Annotated in this window: 12 protein-coding genes; 5 read left to right on the top strand and 7 right to left on the bottom strand. The window is 41.4% G+C overall.

Going from position 1 to position 20,119, the window contains the following annotated elements:
• Nucleotides 1-38: 38 nt before the first annotated feature.
• From D1627_RS02100 to D1627_RS02090, 3 genes are all read left to right on the top strand, one after another.
• Complete coding sequence (locus tag D1627_RS02100; RefSeq protein WP_119430553.1) at nucleotides 39-6,374, top strand: DEAD/DEAH box helicase; 6,336 nt, start codon at nucleotides 39-41, stop codon at nucleotides 6,372-6,374.
• Nucleotides 6,352-8,457, top strand: coding sequence for a UvrD-helicase domain-containing protein (locus tag D1627_RS02095; protein WP_119430552.1), 2,106 nt, complete (start codon nucleotides 6,352-6,354; stop codon nucleotides 8,455-8,457). Before D1627_RS02100 ends, D1627_RS02095 begins: the two co-directional genes overlap by 23 nt.
• A gap of 107 nt (nucleotides 8,458-8,564) precedes the next feature.
• Nucleotides 8,565-9,188, top strand: coding sequence for a hypothetical protein (locus tag D1627_RS02090; RefSeq protein WP_147383179.1), 624 nt, complete (start codon nucleotides 8,565-8,567; stop codon nucleotides 9,186-9,188).
• A 254-nt stretch (nucleotides 9,189-9,442) separates the two neighbouring features.
• On the opposite strand, the gene D1627_RS02085 is transcribed toward D1627_RS02090, so the two are convergent.
• The 7 genes from D1627_RS02085 to D1627_RS02055 all read right to left on the bottom strand — a co-directional run bounded on the left by D1627_RS02085 (nucleotide 9,443) and on the right by D1627_RS02055 (nucleotide 15,258).
• Entirely contained in the window at nucleotides 9,443-9,865 is a 423-nt protein-coding gene (locus tag D1627_RS02085) for a hypothetical protein (protein WP_119430550.1), read from the bottom strand.
• A gap of 62 nt (nucleotides 9,866-9,927) precedes the next feature.
• On the bottom strand, nucleotides 9,928-10,677 hold the full coding sequence (locus D1627_RS02080) for a MarR family transcriptional regulator (protein WP_119430549.1): 750 nt from the start codon (nucleotides 10,675-10,677) through the stop codon (nucleotides 9,928-9,930).
• A 178-nt stretch (nucleotides 10,678-10,855) separates the two neighbouring features.
• Nucleotides 10,856-12,088 (bottom strand): hypothetical protein, encoded by a 1,233-nt coding sequence (locus D1627_RS02075; protein WP_147383177.1) that lies wholly within the window; start codon nucleotides 12,086-12,088, stop codon nucleotides 10,856-10,858.
• 4 nt (nucleotides 12,089-12,092) lie between these two features.
• Nucleotides 12,093-12,422, bottom strand: a complete 330-nt coding sequence (locus D1627_RS02070; RefSeq protein WP_119430547.1) for a hypothetical protein — start codon at nucleotides 12,420-12,422, stop codon at nucleotides 12,093-12,095.
• Nucleotides 12,423-12,560: 138 nt separating this feature from the next.
• Nucleotides 12,561-12,881 (bottom strand): hypothetical protein, encoded by a 321-nt coding sequence (locus tag D1627_RS02065; RefSeq protein ID WP_119430546.1) that lies wholly within the window; start codon nucleotides 12,879-12,881, stop codon nucleotides 12,561-12,563.
• Nucleotides 12,882-13,001: 120 nt separating this feature from the next.
• Nucleotides 13,002-14,024 (bottom strand): hypothetical protein, encoded by a 1,023-nt coding sequence (locus D1627_RS02060; RefSeq protein ID WP_119430545.1) that lies wholly within the window; start codon nucleotides 14,022-14,024, stop codon nucleotides 13,002-13,004.
• 16 nt (nucleotides 14,025-14,040) lie between these two features.
• Entirely contained in the window at nucleotides 14,041-15,258 is a 1,218-nt protein-coding gene (locus D1627_RS02055) for a site-specific integrase (RefSeq protein ID WP_119430544.1), read from the bottom strand.
• A gap of 854 nt (nucleotides 15,259-16,112) precedes the next feature.
• Between D1627_RS02055 and D1627_RS02050 the strand changes: the two genes are divergently transcribed.
• Nucleotides 16,113-18,752 carry an McrB family protein gene (locus D1627_RS02050; RefSeq protein ID WP_119430543.1) on the top strand — a complete coding sequence of 880 codons (2,640 nt, stop codon included), beginning with the start codon at nucleotides 16,113-16,115 and terminating at the stop codon, nucleotides 18,750-18,752.
• The gene (locus tag D1627_RS02045) at nucleotides 18,745-20,112 is read left to right on the top strand and encodes an McrC family protein (protein WP_119430542.1); all 1,368 of its coding nucleotides are present in this window, start codon (nucleotides 18,745-18,747) and stop codon (nucleotides 20,110-20,112) included. Before D1627_RS02050 ends, D1627_RS02045 begins: the two co-directional genes overlap by 8 nt.
• Nucleotides 20,113-20,119 lie beyond the last annotated feature (7 nt).

The raw sequence follows: 20,119 nt of genomic DNA, 5'->3' as shown, positions 1-20,119 counted from the left end.
TACTAATAGCTCATTCTAACTGTATTCCTGATCCCTAAATGCTCAGTCTTCAACAAGCATACGAAATAAGAGAGTCCATTATAGCCTATCTGAATGCCACTTTTACCTTTCAGGATAAGAAGGTACATAAGGCGTTCTACGACTTCCTAACAGACAATAATAACGGTATCTTCAAGGGCCCTTTTGTTTCTATCAAGCTTCCTTTTGTAAAGGCGAAAGAAGAAGACATTGCCACTATACCTTTAGAAATCAAACCAAGCTGGCCTCCCTATGATCATCAGGTTAAAAGCTGGCACCGCCTTAGCACTGCTAATGGACAAAACCCTGAGCCCGCTATCGTCACGACAGGTACAGGTTCTGGTAAAACAGAGGCGTTTCTATACCCCCTGTTGGACTACTGTTACCAGAACCGACACAGAACAGGTATAAAGGTTATTATCCTGTACCCAATGAACGCTTTAGCCACCGACCAGGCTAAACGTTTAGCTGAGGCGATTTATGAGGATGATCGCCTACGAGGAGTTATAACGGCGGGCTTATTCATCGGCGAAGGCAAAGATGCCAAGAAGTACCCTAAAACAATGGGTGCTGACAATATTATTGAGAACAGAGATTCGATAGTAGACGCTGCTCCGGATATTCTGCTCACAAACTTTAAAATGCTGGACTATGGCTTAATGCAAAGCAAGTACCATAGTCTATGGTCCGCAAATCTTAAAGATACTGAACTGCTCAAGTTCCTCGTATTGGATGAACTTCATACTTATGATGGGGCCCAAGGTACAGACGTAGCCAACCTGATTCGTCGCTTAAAGCTGAAACTAAATATTCCTAAAGGACAGATATGCCCTGTTGGCACCTCGGCTACAATTGGATCTGGAGAGGAAGCACCCCAAATGTTGGCAGATTACGCAGCGAGAGTATTTGGAGAGGAATTTAACAGTACTGCCATTATTACCGAAAATAGAATCTCTATTGACGAGTTCTATGGCAACAGGGACAAGAGTGAGCTTGATGATAACTGGCCGGGTATCAACAGCCTTAGGAAAAGCCAACTTTTAGTTGATGATAGTTACGAGGACTATTTAAAGAGACAACTTAAGCTATGGAACCTGAGCGAGGAGACCAATAGTCTTGAGTTGGGTGATTATCTGAAGAATAAGCTCATAGTCTACGATCTACTAAAAGTTTGTGAATCGGGTGTTAAAACAGTAGAGGAGATTATCAGAGCGCTCAGTGATATTAACCTTGACTTTAAAGGCTTACCTCAGTTGGATCCAGTAGGGGCATTCAATCCAAAGGAAACAGTTCTTCAGTCTTTACTGGCTCTGATTACAGAGGCTAAAAGTGGCAATAGTAAAAAGAAATTTCCTTTTCTTTTTGTCAATACTCAGCTTTGGGTCAGAGAGCTGAGTGGGGTATTAAGAAGCTTTACAAAAGAGCCTGTCTTTACATGGAAGGATGATGTAACGCCAAACGGTATTCAGGCTTTGCCACCATGGTTTTGTAGGGAATGTGGAGCAAGTGGTTGGTTAGGTGAAAAGCATGATAATAAGAATAGACTGGAACAGGATATACAGGATGTATATTCTAAGTTCTTCTCAAACCACAGGCACATTTACTTAATCAATACCCCTGAGCATGAACCCATAGATGGTTATGAGCCTACGGACATTTTCAGAAAGCAAGTCAACAACTCTAACTTTGAGTTCTATGATAGTGAAGCAGAAGACAGGGTTAAGGTTGTAGCTGTAAAGAAAATAAATGATAGAGGATTTAATGATCATGTTTGTCCAGAATGTACGTCCCGTAACAGCCTGAGTATAATTGGTACGCGGGTGGCTACCCTCAGCTCAATAGCTGTAGGGCAGGTGTTAGCCACTGACCTGGATGCTCAGCCTGAGCAAAAGCGAAAGGTGCTGGCTTTTACAAATAGCGTACAGGATGCGGCCCATCAGGCTGGTTTTATTGAAGCAAGGAATTACAACTTTACATTCAGGGCTTCATTACAGAAAGTACTCAACCAACAGGATAAACCTATATCCTTAACGGATCTGTCTGAAAAGTTCATCAGCTACTGGAAAGAAAAAGCAGATGAAACCGGCCATTCTGTTCTGGATGCATTCTATTATCGCTTCTTCCCATCTGATTATATTGGTAAAGCCACTCCAGCAGATTATTATGAGAAGGGCCATTACTCTACTGCTTTTCAGAGAGAATTTGATGAAAGGGTGAAATGGCAGATATTCAGTGAGTTTGGGTACAATGCATTAATAGGTAGGACACTCGAGAAAACAACCTCTTCAGCAGTTGCTTTTGATGAACCATCTCTTGAAAAGCTATGGCAATTGATGGAGCCTTGGATGGATCACAATAACCTGGGCATGGTCAGTAGAGATGAGTTCTTGAGGTTCATTACACTTCTTCTTTATAGAACTCGAACCAGAGGGGCAATTAATCACCCCTACTTTTCCAAATTTAGAAATGGAGATCTGAGGTTGTGGGATTTGAACTGGATGCGGGATGAACGCCATTTCCTGAATAATAGGTTTGGTCCAAGAGTAAGGATACCACGCATATTAACAGCAGAAAGAGACAACAGGGGCGTATTAGATAGTACCTATACTCGAAACACCAACTGGTTTCATGCTTACTTCAGAAAGTGCTTTCTAATGGCACCTAACACCCCTGATCTTGTAAATGAGTTTTATGCGGAGCTGTTAGCAAAGCTTGTAGAGGCTGAGATCTTTGACGTGGCTCATGCCAACAATATAAGCAACTATGCTATTAACCCCGACAAAGTATTCGCTCTGAATCAAGCATATACTTTGGAATGTAGTGGGTGTGGGCATAAAGTATACACTTCGGGTAATCAACGCTTTATTGATAGAGCCAGCTGCATAAACTACCAATGCAATGGTCATTATATACAGTCGGAGAGTACTGCAAAGCCTAACTATTATCAGCTTGTTTATAATAGAACACGGTCACCTAGGATTTACGCAGCAGACCATACAGGTCTGTTAGAGCGCAAAGAGCGAGAATTAAAAGAAAATGACTTTAAGAACCGATCTAGGTTTAACTCGCTGAATGCATTGGTTGCTACCAGTACATTGGAGATGGGTATTGATATCGGTACACTAAATACTGCTATCAATAATGCAGTGCCTCCTCTTCCTTCAAATTACCTACAGCGTATAGGTCGGGCAGGTAGATCAAGCGGCTCTGCTTTCATTCTAAACTTTGCCCAAAGTAAGGCGCATGACCTCTACTACTTTGCCGAACCAAAAGATATTATGGAAGGCGAAGTTGCCACGCCAGGGTGCTATCTGGAAGCCAAGGAAATCTTAAAGAGACATTTCTTCGCATTCTGTATAGATACCTGGACAAGCTTTAGCCCAACAGCTAATGAGATACCATCCAAAGTAAGGTTTCTGAGAATCAGTACGAGTGATCTTCATGCTCCAGAATTCTTTATGAACAGGATACTCTCCTTTATAAAATCAAAAGAGCAAGTGCTGTTCGAAAGATTCAAAGAAGAGTATAAAAATGAGGTTGAAGAAGAGGTGTTCAGTGAACTGCTGCTCAGTTTAAAGTCAGATGCATTTTATCAGTTCTATAAGTCTATTTTCAAAAAACTACAGGATGAATATCTTTCTATAGCGAAAAAGAGAAAAGAGATAGATCTACACATCAAAAAGCAAAACCTAGGTGTGGAGGATCCGGATAGAATAGAGCAGGAGCGTGAAAAGAAGAACCTATGGGGGATATTGAAAAGCCTTGAGAAGCGTAGTGTTCTAGAGCACCTGACAAACATAGGAGCGCTTCCTAACTATGCATTTCCTGAGACGGGGGTAGTGCTAAACGCCAAAGTATTAGGCAACAAAGCTATTGGCAGTACAAAGCCACCTATTAACAAAGATTTTGAAATAGTACGGTCATCTAGCGTTGCTCTGAAAGAGTTTGCGCCTGATAATCATTTCTACTCGCAAGGTTTTAAGTTTAAGGTTACGGGCGTAAATACGTTCGACTGGTCTGATCAGTCGGTGTATCATGATAACAGATTTTGTTCCAACTGTGATCACTTAGAGGATGCCGTTACTGCCCAAAAAGGTCCTTGCCCTAAATGCGGTCATGAATCGTGGGGGGCTGCCTCCAATGTGCATAAGTTTGCAAAGCTAACAACTGTTAAGTCATTTAACAGTCAATCTGATGCTACTCTGACAGATAATAAGGATGAGCGAGACAGTCTACAGTTTAACCTAAGCACCCACTTTAATTTTAAAGAAGATTCTTCTCAGGGTGCGTGGGCAATGAAACGCATTCCATTTGGGATAGAGTTTGTAAAGCAGGTTACCATTACGAATACTAACCTGGGTCGTACTGATGTTGTTAATGCCAGAAAGTTAGTTGTTAACGAGAAAGAAGTACCTGCCCATGGTTTTATAACCTGTCGCCACTGTGGCAAATCTTCATCACATTACAATCAGCCGGAATATAAGGCTCATTATGCATTCTGTATTCATAAGGAGAAAGAATATGAAGGCAAGCCAGACGAGGTTTTTCAAGAGATTTTCTTCTTCAGAAGTATTTCTACAGAAGCACTTAAGATACTATTGCCTGTTCAGGAACTAGACAGTGAGGAAGAGATTCTACAGTTTATGGCAGGTATAGAGCTAGGACTTAAAAAATATTACAAGGGAAACCCTCAGCACATTTCTATTAGCAAATACAAAGAGTATAATAACAAGACACTCAAATTTGACAGGTACTTGGTGCTCTATGACACAGTACCTGGAGGAACAGGTTATTTAGAGAAGCTATTTGACAGAACTGAATTTAGTAAGCTACTGAAGAATGCATATGAGGCTATCAAAGATTGTGCTTGTCAGCATAATGGGAAAGATGGCTGTTATAGATGTATATACTCCTACGGAAACCAATTTTATAGAAATGATCTGAGTAGAGCACGAGCCGAGAAACGGTTCAAAAGGATACTTGAACAGAATGAAGGCTGGGAAAAAATGCAATATGGCTTGGGTAGTGTTACCAGTGCTGGCCAAATTGAAGAATCAGAGTTAGAGGAACGCTTTATTCGCAGTTTAAGAAAAAGAGCAGATAAGCTGGGATGGCAGTTTGAGGATATAAAGGAAAACGGTGTAATAAACTATACTCTCACCATTAAGAGTAAGGGTTTGGATGTATCTTATCATATCAGGCCGCAGGTAGATTTGGGACCAAGTGATGGAGTTGCATTTTTAACCAGAACTGACTTTATATTCCAGTGCACTTCTTTTGTAAGAGGTGGTAAGACAGTAGAGGGAGAGGATTTATTAGGGATACCTAAGTTCGCTATATACTTAGACGGTTATCAGTACCATGCTTCCAGAGAAAATAACAGGTTTAGTACTGATGTTCAGAAGCGTAAGGCTATTGTTGATAATCCAGAGTATAAAACGTGGACACTCACTTGGTATGATCTTGAGCAGTTCGATGAAGATAAGGATGACTCTTTAGCTGAACTTCTTTCCTCTAATCCATTTGCGAAAACCAGAAAAGATCTGAATAAAATAGTTAAGGGGAGCTCTGTTCCCTTTATCAGTGCAAAGAACAGCTTAGAACGATTTTTGGTAGTGCTGGAGAACCCAGTTATCAATCCATCTTTCAAAAAGCTTTTGGCTCTTTATCTGAGCTTTTATCATGAGAATCTGTATCAGCCATCTTTTGACTTTGCTGACCTCAAGAAAGTTCTAAACTTCTCTCAGCCTTTCATCGGAAACAATGTATTTATAAAAGATGCAGCAACTTTAAAGGATGGTTTACTCACATTCCAGGGAGTTAAAAATAGCCCATTATTTGAGTCACGCACCTTTGTATCCTTTGTAAAAGGGGAGGTTATAAGCAGGTTTAAACTACAGCCCTTACTACATATAGACAAGGAAGACTGGAAATGGTTCTGGCATTACTTCAACCTAATGCAGTTTGGTGATTTTGATTCAGCAGACATAGTAGAGGTTACCAATGATGACGTTCTGGTCGAGGGTCATATTAATATAGATGAAAGTGACGAAGGTGATCCTTTAGAAATCTTACTGGAGCAGTTCGGAGAGGAATATTACGCTGTAATCAGATACTACTTTAATCAATGTGTAGATGAGTTTATTAATCTTGATCTAGAGACGATAAACTCCTTAACTAACGATAAAGGAAAGGTAGTTGCTGAGGCAGAGTTAGTTATTGGAAGCAAGAAAATTGTTTTTGATCCTTTTAGCGATGAAGATATAAAGGTATTTGAGAAGGCTGGATTTAAGGTTTATCATATTAAAAATTTTGATTTAGATATTATAGAAAATGAAGCTACTCATCTACGATAAATTCTTTGACTCATTGATTAAACTCCCAAGAGGGACTCAGCAAAAGGTGATTGAGTTTCAAAGGAAGTTCAGGGAGAATTCTAAGTCAGCCGCTATACATCTGGAGCCTATCTCTACATTTAAAGATAAGCAGCTTAGAACTGCCAGGATTGACCAGAAGTACAGGATAATATTAAGGGCACCAGAAACAGGGGACACCTATTATCTTTTATGGGTAGATAATCATGACGAGGCTATGGCTTGGGCCACCAATAAAATCTTTCAGTGGAATACCAATACTCAATCCATCCAATTGTTCACTTCGCCAGATGTTGAACAGTTAGTTGAAACTGATAGCCAAGGTAGCTCCCAAAATGAAACTTCATTTGAGCTTTTTACAGATTATACGGATAAAGATCTTGTGAAAATCGGATTACCAGAGGTGCTAATACCTTCTGTCAGGAAAGTAGTTGATTTGGATGGCCTAGAGGCATTGGAGAAATACCTTCCAGCTGATGCTTTTGAAAATCTGTTCTATTTAGCTGATGGCGCTAATATTGAAAATCTTATTTATGAGATTGAAGAAGGCAAAGTAGCTTCTACTCAATTCGAGGATCAGCTTAAGAGTGTAAACAACCAGAGAAGTTTTATTGAATTTACTGATGACTCTGTATTTAATGAGGTATTGGCAGGTGAGCTGAATAAATGGAAGTTCTTTCTACATCCAACTCAAAGAAAGCTTGTGGAGAGCGACTTTAACGGTCCTATAAAAGTTACTGGAGGAGCTGGTACAGGCAAAACAGTAGCAGCTTTACACAGACTTAAATACCTGGTTAATGCGTCTCAGGATAGTAGACCTGTTCTCTTCACTACATATACTAAAGCACTTACAAGTAATTTAAAGGACTTGGTTAGTGATTTGGGGATGGATCAGTATAAAGTCGTGGTCAATAATATAGATGCTTTATCTTATGATTTGGCAAAGAGTTACCGCTTAATAGATGATAATACGAAGGTAATAGGCTTTTCATCTGTGCGCTCAGCAGAGGAGATTTGGGACGAGTTATTAGAAAAAAATCTAATTGAGTTCGACAGGGATTTTATTATAAGCGAATACAACCAAGTTATACTTCATAATAATGTAAAGTCACTTCAGGAATACCTGAGAACCTCAAGAGTGGGTAGGGGGAAAGCCATCTCAAGGAAGCAAAGGCAAAATTTATGGAGCGTATTTGAAAGTTATGATAAGTATAAAAAAGAAAGTGGATATATAGATAAAGAAGAAATCTATAATAGGTTAACAGATTATCTTACGGAAAACTCCATCAAGCCTTTTGCTCACTGTGTTGCAGATGAGCTACAAGATTTTTCTAATGTTGAGTTGCGGTTCTTGCGTGCATTAATTGAGGAGAAGAAGAATGACCTTTTCTTGGTTGGTGATCCTCTTCAACAGATTTACGACAGAAAGATATACTTCTCAAAAGCAGGTATAAATATAAGAGGTAACAGAAGCAAAAGACTTCGTATAAACTATAGAACATCTGAGGAGATAAAGAAGTTAGCCTTTTCTGTGATTCAGGATATTGCTTTTAGTGACTTTGATGGTGAAGAAGAATCTAAGAATGGATATGTGTCGCTATTTCATGGCGATGTACCTACTTACCAAATCTTCAAGTCCAAGGACGATGAAATCAGCTATATCAAAGAAAAGATTACAGAGTTAAAGTCTAAAGACTTTCTGCTATCTGAGGTTGCCATTTGCGCCAGAACGAAAGATGAAATAAGAGGACTCAAATCCGCACTTTATAAGGCGAATATACCTTGGTACGATATCACGTCTAATGAGAAAGCTGGCGATAAGACAGGTGTAAGGCTTTCTACTTTCCATAGTATGAAAGGACTTGAGTTCAAAGTTATTTTCCTGGCAGATGTGAATAATAGAACCTGTCCATTTCTTCCTTATGCTTCTGTTAATTGGGATGAAGACAGAAAGAAAGAACATACGCAGTCAGAAAAGTCTCTTATGTATGTTGCAATCTCCAGAGCTGTTCAGAAGGTTATCATTACTGGTACTGGCCAGCATTCTGAGGTGATAAGGCTGTAATAACATGTATAAGGTGATTCTGGTTTTTGTTTTAGAAGGATGTAAAACCGTGATTTTTTAATGTCTGCTCCAATCATCAAATCAGTCACTAATCAACCTGGCGAAGTGTGAAAGAAGATAAGCTATCAACCAAAGATGTACTTTCAAACATTATCCTAATGAAGAGTAATGGATTGGCTTTGTTAAAACAAGATAAGCCATACACAAAGCTGCTTCAACATATCCTAATAGACAATGACTACTACAGCAAAAGCGTACCATTACCCTCTATCAAAGAATTAGCTAAAGCCCTAGGGTTAAACTATGCAGAGCTGAGGAGGCAAATTTTAGAAGTTTATGATGATTTAGGGCTTGGGGATGAGGTAGTGCCAACTTTTTCTTTTCCTAAAGTGCGCTATACATTCATGCTGAGAGGTATGACTAAAGACAAATACCTTTACTTAGAAGTAGATCAATTGCCTGTAATGCCAAGGGTTGGAGAGAATATTAATCTACCATTCTTTTCTGCATATATGAGGACAACTCAATTCTATGTAGAAAATGTTGAACATGAATTTACTGATGGCTTACAAGAAGTTGTATTTTCTTTGAGAGAGGGATATTTTAATTCTTATTGGCACTACAGAAAAGACAAAGCGTTAGAGGAGGATGAGATAGATATACTAGAATATTATAGAATGGATAAGTATGATCTAAAAAAAAGACTTAATGTCGGTAGGAGATGGTATTAGTACGTTGCCGTATATATGAATATCGAAGTGGCAAAGGAGTGCCGAAAGCAGTTGAGTATTTGTCAGGAGGACTGGGACAAGCTACAAAAAGAGCAGCTTAATGTATACTATACACTTAATAGATACTCGGTGGTTGTCTAAATTGTTTTCAGTCGTCAGCCAAGAAGATAGTAGAGCAAAAGAAGCCCTAAGAAAAGACTCCTTTTGCTCTACTATCTCAATTATGTTTAACTAAAGCTATTACTAAAAAAGTGTTACAGAGCTAATGGTAAACTTTTAATGGGTTCAGAGTAGAATTGCTTAAAAACATGAGTGGCCAGATTCGGCGTATCATTCAGCTTATATACATAATGCCGTGCCAGGTAGTCATAGCACTTGATAGGGCAATCAAATGGAGCTGATATGAACTTTATAACTTCTTTCTTGCCAGTTTTAGATTTACCTCTACTATACTGGATGGCAGGCCACCACGCCTCCAACTTGCCTGTCTTGGGGCTTTTAGCCTCTACTACGTGGTACTCTATCCCAATGCTGGCACCAAGGCGCTGCAGGGCTTGGTAATAGCTTTTCTCGCCGTGCCGCCTCATATGTTCTTTAATAACTATGCAGGCCTCGAAATTTGGGCAATCACGGATCAAGCCTGCCACTTCTCGGTTAAAAACTTCTTCTGGAGTCATGGTGTTATGTAATTTGCTTTTAAGGTTTTCATCTTAATTTTTTTATTCCTTTGATGGTTTGGTTATGCGGCTGCCTCACAACCATGGGTGTAGGTAAATAGATTTTCGGCACTAAATTTTGTCCGGCACAGTGCCAGTATCCGCTCGTTCTTTGGTAGCATCACCCAGTGAAGGCCGAACATGGAGCCGTGCGCCTCCGGTGTCAGCAGCACGTTTCTCAGATAAGCCTCACACGCTATGAGCACCTGTATTAGCTGTAGCCGTTCATACTCCCTGTCATCGCGCTGGCACAGATGCCTAGCTTCCTCCTGCAGCCTGGCCAGCTCCTTTAGGTACTTGTTATTGACCACATTCAGCCACACATTTCGCCCCTGGCTCACATCACGGAGCAACAACACCATGAGCTTCTTGTAATCCGATAAAAGCTGCATCACATCAAAGGAATAGGTGCTATTCAGCTGTTTTTCGGCTTTTTGAGGCTCTATTTCTTCTGTAGAAGCACCGTTTAGTAGTGCATCAACACGAGATAGCAACGTGTTGCTGCCTGTCTGTTGCTCATTTTGACTGCTGTCTGGGCTTGTCTGATCAGCGTCTGTTGCTGTCTGAGCAACAGTCATGGCAGTGTCTGTTGCTGTTGATACCGAGTCTTCAGACACCGCTAGGTGGATCGTTTGGAGCCTCATTGCCTCCAGTTCTTTGAGCGTTTTTTCCACGGTGTATTTGCTTACACCAAGCGTTCTAACGATATCGCGGATGGAGGCGCCTGCCATCCGCAGCCGCTGCACTTGAGCGGCAATGTTCTCTTTTTCCATGGTTAAGAATCGATTTATTTTATTGTTAAATGATAGGTAATGTCGGCTGCGCCATTGAGAGTACAGCCTTTGGTTAATTTTGTGGAATGGTAATGTAGCATTGGGTTGGAGGGCCGCGAAGGTACCCAAACACAAACACCCGCCTATATAGGCCACTGTTCGTGTTTGGGTAAATACACTACGCTGCCCATGATTCCAGGCTAGGAACTAGGCTGTACATGGTAGGTTTACCGGCACTTTCCTCTATGGCCAGTTCGCACGGGATGCCGTTAGCGCTATTGATCGTCATTCGCTGCTCTGCTATCTCCTTCAGGCGGTCTTTAACGGTGTTGGCGTGGGCACCGAACATTGCCGACAGCTCCTCCACCAAGTCTTTTTGCTTTTTTGGCTCCATCAGTAGCTCACGTAGGCAATCGGCTATCATACCGGTGTCTGCTTTCTTCCGCTTCTCCTGCATGGTGCTATTAATCATCTCTTGGCTAGCACGTGACAGGCAGTGCCTGCTCTCATCGAAGTAGAGGTAGAGCGGATCAGGCTTCTTACCATTTCTAAGCTTTAGGAACTTCACTGCGATTAAATCACTGTCCTTGTTATTGACCTTCTCAAAACCTATTTGCATGATGGTGGAGGCTTTATTGGAAGCTTCTGTACCAGTATGCCCCCTGGCTTTGTCAGTGCCAGGGTTCTCGTGGATGATGAGCAGGAAGGTGATGTTATGGTCGTTGATGAGCCGGTTCAGAAAGTCAAACAGCTCCAGCGACTCCGATGCGTTGTTGAAGTCCCCAATGCAGTCCGTTACCACGTCTAGCAGGATAAACAGATGGTGAGATGACTTCTGCATCGCCGCCTCCACAAACGCTTTCAGGGCTTTCAGCCTTTGCTGCCTCTCAAACCCTATTAGGCTGTAGGGAATCAATCGGTCGTGGCTTTGGAAGGGATCAAGCCCGGCTAGCCTTCTGATATGCTGAATGGCCATCGGAAACTGCTCCGATTGGTTGCGCTCTGTATCCACGTACGCCAGCAGAAACAGAATCAGCTCGTCTTTGGTGAAGTCGCAGAAGTCCGTATCGCAGTACCTGCCGGAAAGCAGTAGGCTTAGAAGCATCTCAGCCAATCGGCTCTTGTGCGAGCCGAACTTGCCCTGGATGATGTTGATCGTCCTTTTCCAGATGATTCCCTTGCCGTTTAGCTTGATGATGGGCGGAGATCGCACAATGGCTTTGGAAGCATTATCCTCAATCAGCTTGATGTTCGCCTGTATTCCTTCCGGCCAGTCGCCGGAATCCTTTGGTTTACAGTGGCTAGGGCTTCTCGGCATATCCATGGCAAACGCATCTTGTATACCATTATGACCGTGGGGAACTAGCCTGCTAGTCGCGTTGGCTGCGGAAACGGGAGTGTAGTCTATCATGACGCTATAGGTTTATGAATCCGTATCTGTTCCCGTTTCCCAGCGTCAGCCTAATGTGAATGCCGTCAAGCGGTGCGCTTTCCTGCAGCAGCTTGATCTGTTCCTCTACCAGTAACCACCTGTCGGTGTGCAGCAACCTCTTCGTTGCTACAATCTCAGCATATATCTGGTTGTAGGCTCCTGCCAGTGACTGTAGAAGGCTGTCTCTGGTTTCAACTACCTTCTGGCTAGCCGTTGAACTGGCGGCGTATGTCTCCAGTATGCTGCGCTCTTTGCTGATAATGCCAGCCAGCTGGTTTAGGCCGGGGGAGGGCGGGGAATATGTGCTATACATGTGATTATTTGGCGGTGACGCAGTATCCCTCAAAAAGCAATCAGTTCGTGATAGCTCTTGCACCTGGTATTGTAAAACATTAGTATTCATTTCGTACTTAAAGTGGTGAATTTACTTGAGTGAAACACAGGCAGGAGATTAAGCAGCTATCTGCATTTTAGGAGTTAAAGAAGGGTTGTTGTTTTTGATGTAATAGATGAGTTCTTCGCGGCTAAAGAGGCAGCGTCCTTCACCGCAGTAGTAGGTGTTTAGCATGCCTTGCTTCCTAATCTTATTGAAAAGGGAGCGACTGATGCCACCTAGAAATTCGCGTGATTCGGGCTCTGTAAAGAACTCTTTAATAAGGGGAGGTAAAGGAGAAGGGGTTTCCTTTTTATACTTTAGGAATGCGTTTTCACAGCCTTGCTGCGCTGCCAGTACTATCTGGTCAAATACTTCTTGGGGTAATTTGAAGGACATAATTGTTATGAGTTTTAAATACTCTGCAATGTTATCCTTCGCTATGTATTAAAGCTTATCGTTGTTCTGTTTGGAACGATTTAGAACAATTTGGAACAGCTTGGACCAAACAAGATACTATTATTTTAAGCTTTCCAAATCCCTTCTTAAGTTACTATCTAGGCCCAACGTCATCTTGGGCTTGCTATAATTTCTAATCGACATTATCTGGCCGAACTGCTTATTGAAGATTTCACCGAGTTTACTTCTGTTGCTTAAATTTCTTATGATACTTTCTTTTTCAAGATAGTCTATGATAGGCACTAACAATCCGGGCCTGTAGAAATCAAAATTCCATTTCAAGTCATGAGTTAGATACTCATATTTAACAAGCATGGTAATAAAACGATCTACATTCTCTTGATTGCTTCGAAATAACTGTAGGAATGTAACTTCTTTAGTCTTTGAATCAACTGCTGTGCGTGCTGCTGGTTTAGCTGGTAAAGATGGGGCTTCACTAAAATTGATAGACGAGTTAGCTAGAGCTAATTGCTCATGTATTTTTTTTTGATTGTATCTCTCTAGCTTAATTATATAATCTACGGTTTCTTTGACAAAAATCTCCGTCCAATAATCTTTAGATATTTCATGCTTTGGCCCCCAAAAATCATCTTTATTTATGTCAAATTTATAATAAAAGTCAAATCTTCCTGGAGCATAAAGCTCACATAATTCTCTAAATTTCATTTTTTCGTACTTAACGAATTTTTTCAGTGGTGGTAGGTCATCTTCTTTTTTTAAAAAATTATTCCAAAGTTGCGCGCATGATTTAAATAGAATATCAGTGTATTGATGAGCGGCATTGGTTAAACAATCCATGCTCATCTCCACAAACCAATGATTGTATATATAGATTTCTGCTAAGTATTCAGAAGGTTTAAAATCGAACTTATAATGAGGTTCGTTATCCAGTCTTACAGTGAAGTGGTTGAAGGGGAATATGAATAATTGTTTATTATTTTTAAAAAATTCAAGTTTTCCTGAAAATGTTTCAATATCAGAAGATAACTCCTGGTGTTTCTGTTTATACGTACAATATGCGTCGAAGCTTATTGAGAAGCTTTTTGAGATACCAAGTCCGGAACAGTCTAAATAATACCACATACAACCTAATTTGTACTTATGCCCAAGCTTTTAACATCTCCTCTTTAACAGTATTCTCTGTAATTTTTACGTACCTCATCATAGTAGCTAAATCCTTATGTCCGGTGATCTTCATTATAACCTCTGGCCTTAAACCTCTTTCCAAACTTTGGGTAATGAAAGTTCGCCTAGCACAGTGCGTGGTTAATAGCTCGTGTTTAGGAATGTTCTTTTCAACTCTTTTGCTGCCGGTGTATGTTACCCTCTGCTCTACGCTGTCAATACCACAATGCTTTCCAAGGTCTTTTAGAGCCTTGTTCATCTTTTGGTTAGTGATGGTTGCTGGTAACTGCCCGTCATACTTCTTTATAATATGCTTGGCATACTTGCTTAAAGGAATGATCAGCTTGTCCCTGGTCTTAATTGTAGTGAATTCAATATAATCTTCCTTTATGTTCTCAGGCTTTAGGTTTTGTATGTCTGAGTATCTTAATCCTGTGGCACACTCAAAGATAAAAATATCTCTGATCCTATCTAGGCGTTTGTCTTTAGATAGATCAAAATCAAACAGCTTGTCAAGCTCTTTCCGGGTGAGGTAAATGATGTCTGTTTTTGTATTAAGCCTTTTGAAGCTTTTGCTCTTGAACGCAAGATTTTGATTAATTCCGAGGTGTGTTAGATGATTTAAGAAAGCCTTAATGTGCTTGATGTGTTTTCCTACTGTATTTGCGGTTCGCTCTTTTTCTACCATTAGCCAGGTAGTAAATTTATTATAGAAGGCCATATCAATCCTGTCAAGGGTAATCTTATAGCCTTTCTCCTTTTCAAACTCCTCAATGAGGTTTAGCGTGCTCAGCTGCTGGGCTAAAAACCCTGGGACTTTTCTGCCTTTGTTCTCCTCTACCCAGCTTTTATAAAGGGCATAAAAGTCAGGCTCTTTTTTACTGCTAGGTGCCTTGGACTCACTTAACTTTTCTCTGACGTACTCTATAGTAGGATCAACACCTATAGATTTAGCTATATTGGCAATCTCTTTAACTTCATCCTCTTTAGCTTCAATGGCACTGTTAAGGGTAGTGTAACCACGAAGAGATCTTTTTGCTTTCTCGTTCTCTGCATCCCAGTACCCAGGTAGAATTTTTTCACCTGTGCTTACTTGTATAGATTTCTGTTCATGGGTGTACCGAACATAGATAACACATTCCCCTTTTTTGTTAGGTTTATTTTCTCGGATGATAAGTTTGGTGGTAGCCATCTCTTTCCTTTCAATTTTTTATGAAAGGTAATATGGGTCAAGTTATAGGTCAAGTGCAATGATGTATTTTATTATCTTTTGTTGTTTTGTAGAAAAATAAAGCCCCTAATAAGCTTGTTTAAAGGTGTTTTTTGTCTTTTGATGTTCTATGCTGTATTTTAGTTCGAATCCAAACGGGATCACAAAAAGCCCCTCTACATTGCGTAGAGGGGCTTTTTTTATGTGCAAATAACACCTTGAAGGTTCTCATTATTTAAAACATTGTACATATAATCAACAACTATAGGAGCTTTCTTTATTTAAAGAAAGCTCCTATAGTAACTCTCCACACCCTTAGAAAAACTTTCGTCTGAGAAGTAAACTATGAGGGCCGAGTTTTAAAATGAGAAACAACTGCTCAGTGGATGGAATGGGTAACCTCTAGGACTGCTGTCCCTGTTTCAAGCCCAGATAGGCTTACCGAAATGAAGCATTTACAAAAGGAATCTAATTAGCACTCTTTTGTTTAAATACAGTTTTTGCACATCTTAAAATTAGCGACTCTGCTTTTAGCGCTTAAAGTGTAGGACAGTAATACTTCCACTAAATTTAGCGGACTTCATAACGAGATCCGGATGCTTAATAGCTTTTGTAGAAAAGGGGTGCTCAAACTTTATCTTCTATTTAGCGAGACATGAAGTTTTGTAATTATAACGATGCCATACTACCATCTACTTCCATTTAGAAAATATAAGTAGAACGTTTCTTTACGATATTGTATATGTATATATTTATACTTTTGAAGCTGATTGCTGTGCTCAAAAAGTAGAACTATTAACTACTACTAACTGACTGTAAGAAAAACAAACAGGCGTATGAAGGTTTGGATTGAGAAAAAGCTCGTCAAGGGCAGAGACGATAGGCTGAAGGGAGAGCCTATCTTAGGCAAGGCCTTATGGTCGGCTACGAAGAGTAGCAGCGGCGTAGACATTTACAGCACTATGAGGGAGGTAGAGCCGAATGATGTCATACTGCACCTGACGGACAACTATGGCATCACCGGCATCTCACTGGCGGCAGGAAAATTTACCGAGGCAGATGGATCGCAGCACTCTAACGGAGTGGGCTTGGCTTATATGGTGCCATTGAAGGATTTTAGGATATTAAACCCAGTAGTCACTAGAGACAAGCTGCTGCGGGAAGAGAACAGAGCACAGTTAGACCAGATTAGGAAGCAAGGCAAGGTGTTCTATAATAAGAAGTTGGAGCTGAACCAAGGAGCCTATCTTACTGAGTCCCCTGTAGAGCTGAGCAGGCTGATTAACTCTATATACAGCACTCAAGCAGGCCAGGACCTGCCGTATATAGGTGGCTTGCTGCAGCCTCAAAATGGACCCTCGGATGGCGCCAACCTAGACAAGTGGGAGGAGCTAAAAGTTACGGTGCAGCGGATCAACGACCGTGAGGCGGTCGAGAAGTTTTTTGATGCTGCCGGGCATGTGCTCTCTAAACTTAATTTATCCACCGATGATCAGCTAGTATATGCCGCAGCCTTCGTAAAGCACAGAAGCGTGCAGCTAACGATAGGGGGGCGATATGTAACTAATGTTCATAGAAAAGGCGATTCTGTGAAGCTAGGCTTCCATGTTCCAGCTGAATATTTAGATCATTTACGGGAAAGATACCCAAGCTTACTTATAAGTAATGAAGAGGGCGGGAGCAAGGAAAAGCCTTTAAGATGGGTAACCCTGGAGGCAGAGAAGTTAAATCTAAATGACTTTCTAGATGCAATCACGGTGCCTGCCGAAGAGAGCAGGCAGGCGCAGAAAGTGTCGCAGTTTCGCGTGCAATTTGCCCACCTGCACAACAAATGGATCATTGAGGCGTCCAAGGGCTGGGAGGTGAGGAGCCGCCTTTTTGAGGATACTGCGCATTACCTGGTGGGTGCCTACTGGGACGAGCACAGCCCAGAGGACCAAACCGAGAGGTTCGTGGAGCAAGGCATCTGGGAAAACGGCTATGACGATAAGTTCCTAAGGGAGGTGAGTGCCGTGCTCGAAGGCAGCCGCATTGCTATCAAGTCCGTTTTCACAAGAGAGAAGACAAAGCCTGTTATGGCGATTAAGGCCAGAGGAAGAGTAACGGCTAACCCGAATAATGGAAAGCGTTTACAGGTGGAGTGGGAGAAGGACTTTGTACCGTCTGAGGTCGGCTTCAACGGCGGTTACTGGTCCACTATCAGCATAGTCGACAAGGAAGAGCACATCAATGCCATCTGGGGCAAGAAAGAATCAAGAAAAGAGAACATGAATTATCCCCTTAACACCATCTTCTACGGCCCTCCAGGAACAGGCAAGACTTACACAACCCTACTAAGAGCAGCCCAGATAATTGAGGAAAGACCAGTAGAGAATTACGAAGAGGCCAAGAGAATCTTCAATGAAAACCTAGGCAACAGGATTGAGTTCATTACCTTTCACCAGAACTATAGCTACGAGGACTTTATACAGGGACTGCGCCCTGACACAGATAAAGATGCAGAGTTATCATTTAGGAAAGTAGACGGTGTTTTTAAGCGCATTGCGGATAGGGCGTTGAAGAACCTCACCTTATCAGAGAAGGCGCCTGAGGAAGTATCCAAGGAGTTTCTTTTTGACAAAGCCCTGGAAGGCTTTATAGAGGAGATCCAGGATGGCGAGGATAATTTCAAAATTAATGAGACTGCCTCCATTACGGAGGTAGAGGAAGATGCCTTCCGCTATACTGGTGAGCGGTGGAAAAATCATGCGAGCGGAAACCGCATGAAGTTTGGCGATTTACGTGAGTTCTACAAGCACAGCGTAAACAGCAGACGCGATGTGAAATACCTTAGCTCCGTGTCAGGTTTGGCCAAGCAGCACGCTACTTACTTCTTTAAAGTATACCGGTATGTCTTAAAGCATTTACCGATGGACACAATAGCACCAGCTAGAGTAAAGCGACAAAACTACGTCATCGTGATAGATGAAATAAACCGAGCCAACATTTCGCGGGTATTCGGTGAGCTGATCACACTTATTGAGCCAGACAAACGCTCGCATGGTGCCATTCCTCTCCGGTGCACACTGCCTTCGGGAGAAGAATTTATCGTACCGTCTAACCTCTACATTATTGGCACTATGAACACAGCCGACAAATCCATTGCCTTACTGGACATTGCCCTCAGAAGGCGCTTTGAATTTGAGGCTATGTACCCGAAATATCAATTCAATGGCGTGGAGCTACAAGACAAGGAAGTACTGGAAAAGATCAACAGGAAAATCATCGAGCTAAAGGGGCACGATTTCCAGATAGGGCATGCTTACTTTATGGAGAAAAGCGATAGCCTTCTTAATAAGATGAACAAAAAGGTTATCCCCCTGCTGCTAGAGTACTTTATGAACGATGACAAGGAAGTAAGAGGAATTTTACAGCATGCCGGAATGGAAGTAGACGATACAGCCTGGCCGCTTGAAATAAAGGGCAAACGTGATTAACCTGTTTGAGTATCAGAACAAAGAAGCCCTTCCAGATTCTTTTGATGAACTGGAGGTGTTTCTGGATAGCATTTGGAAGCGCAGGGAGAAAAGTAGCTACTACACCGAGGAGCAAGCCGACAAGATAGAGGTGCAGCAGTTTGTGCAATTCCTGCACAAGACCAGGGAGGTAAAGTCTAACAAGTATGTGGGCGTTATCTTGTTTGAGGGGCAGCGGATAAACCTGCTGCCAAAAATATTTTACGATCCAATGGTTACCTACACAGAGGCACACACCCAGGGTATGCAACAGCATATGCTGTGGTGGCTGAGTTACTGTAAGAAAATTAAATTCCCTAACTACCAAACTGCACTAGGAGATCATAAGAGCGATTTCTTTGAAGTGCTGATTTACCTTTTTGCGAAGTACACCAAAAAACTACTTTCTAATGCCATATATCAGCAGTATGAGGAGGTCAGCAATGAGTTAGGGTATATCAAAGGAAGGCTAAATACCAGCACGTACATCAACGAAAATATTGCCAGGGGCAGATGGCATAAACTAAACTGTACTTACGATGCTTTCGAGCTGGACAACAAGTTTAACCGGATCATTAAGTATGTCGCAAACTTGCTGTTCCGGAATACCACCAGCTCAGAGAACAAGAAATACCTGCGAGAGATTCTCTTTATCCTGGATGAAGTGAGTGATGTGAGGGCTACTGCCGAAGAATGTGCCAGCATCCAGTTTAATCCCATGTTTGGGGACTTTGAAACGGTAAGAGATTATTGTTCCCTGTTCTTAACTAACTGCATCTCCTTTAATTATAAACAAGACCTGAAGCTTTTTGCATTCTTGCTTCCAATGGAATATGTATTCGAAGATTTCATCTTTGGATTTATAGAAAGAGAAGTAAAGGAAGTGCAGGCTAAGGCTCAGGTAAGTTCCACTTATCTGGATAGGGAGGAAGCATTTGCGTTACGTCCTGATTTACTTTTGAAGGTAGGGGAGAGAAAAGTAATAGCGGACACAAAGTATAAAATTGTCTATTCTGATGAGAAGGACCCAAAGAAGGGCATATCACAAGCAGACCTGTACCAGATGCTTGCCTATGCTGTGCGCTTTAATACGGATGAAATTATCTTGTTTTACCCCAACACAGTTCATAGTTATCAGGAGCAGGTAAGTGAGGTGTTAATTGAGGATGAATTGGCAGGAGGAAAGCTGGTTAAGGTTAAGGCTTTTCAACTTCCAATTTTCAATAACAGTCAGCTGGTGAAAGATGAGGGTAGAGGTTTAAAATTTGCCGAGATGTTTGAGGAAACCAAAGAAGCTTTGGCTAAAAAATTAACTGAAATATTTTCTTCGCCAACTTATTAGTTAGAAA

The sequence above is a fragment of the Pontibacter oryzae genome (assembly GCF_003576375.1).
In the GTDB taxonomy this organism is placed as follows: Bacteria; Bacteroidota; Bacteroidia; order Cytophagales; family Hymenobacteraceae; genus Pontibacter; species Pontibacter oryzae.
Note: the sequence above shows the minus strand (reverse complement) of the source record. Positions and strands in the feature narration are given on the sequence as shown.

Coding starts and splice junctions, on each gene's coding strand:
- D1627_RS02100 (WP_119430553.1), top strand. CDS start 39: ATGCTCAGTCTTCAACAAGCATACGAAATAAGAGAGTCCATTATAGCC.
- D1627_RS02095 (WP_119430552.1), top strand. CDS start 6,352: ATGAAGCTACTCATCTACGATAAATTCTTTGACTCATTGATTAAACTC.
- D1627_RS02085 (WP_119430550.1), bottom strand. CDS start 9,865: ATGACTCCAGAAGAAGTTTTTAACCGAGAAGTGGCAGGCTTGATCCGT.
- D1627_RS02080 (WP_119430549.1), bottom strand. CDS start 10,677: ATGGAAAAAGAGAACATTGCCGCTCAAGTGCAGCGGCTGCGGATGGCA.
- D1627_RS02075 (WP_147383177.1), bottom strand. CDS start 12,088: ATGATAGACTACACTCCCGTTTCCGCAGCCAACGCGACTAGCAGGCTA.
- D1627_RS02070 (WP_119430547.1), bottom strand. CDS start 12,422: ATGTATAGCACATATTCCCCGCCCTCCCCCGGCCTAAACCAGCTGGCT.
- D1627_RS02065 (WP_119430546.1), bottom strand. CDS start 12,881: ATGTCCTTCAAATTACCCCAAGAAGTATTTGACCAGATAGTACTGGCA.
- D1627_RS02060 (WP_119430545.1), bottom strand. CDS start 14,024: ATGTGGTATTATTTAGACTGTTCCGGACTTGGTATCTCAAAAAGCTTC.
- D1627_RS02055 (WP_119430544.1), bottom strand. CDS start 15,258: ATGGCTACCACCAAACTTATCATCCGAGAAAATAAACCTAACAAAAAA.
- D1627_RS02050 (WP_119430543.1), top strand. CDS start 16,113: ATGAAGGTTTGGATTGAGAAAAAGCTCGTCAAGGGCAGAGACGATAGG.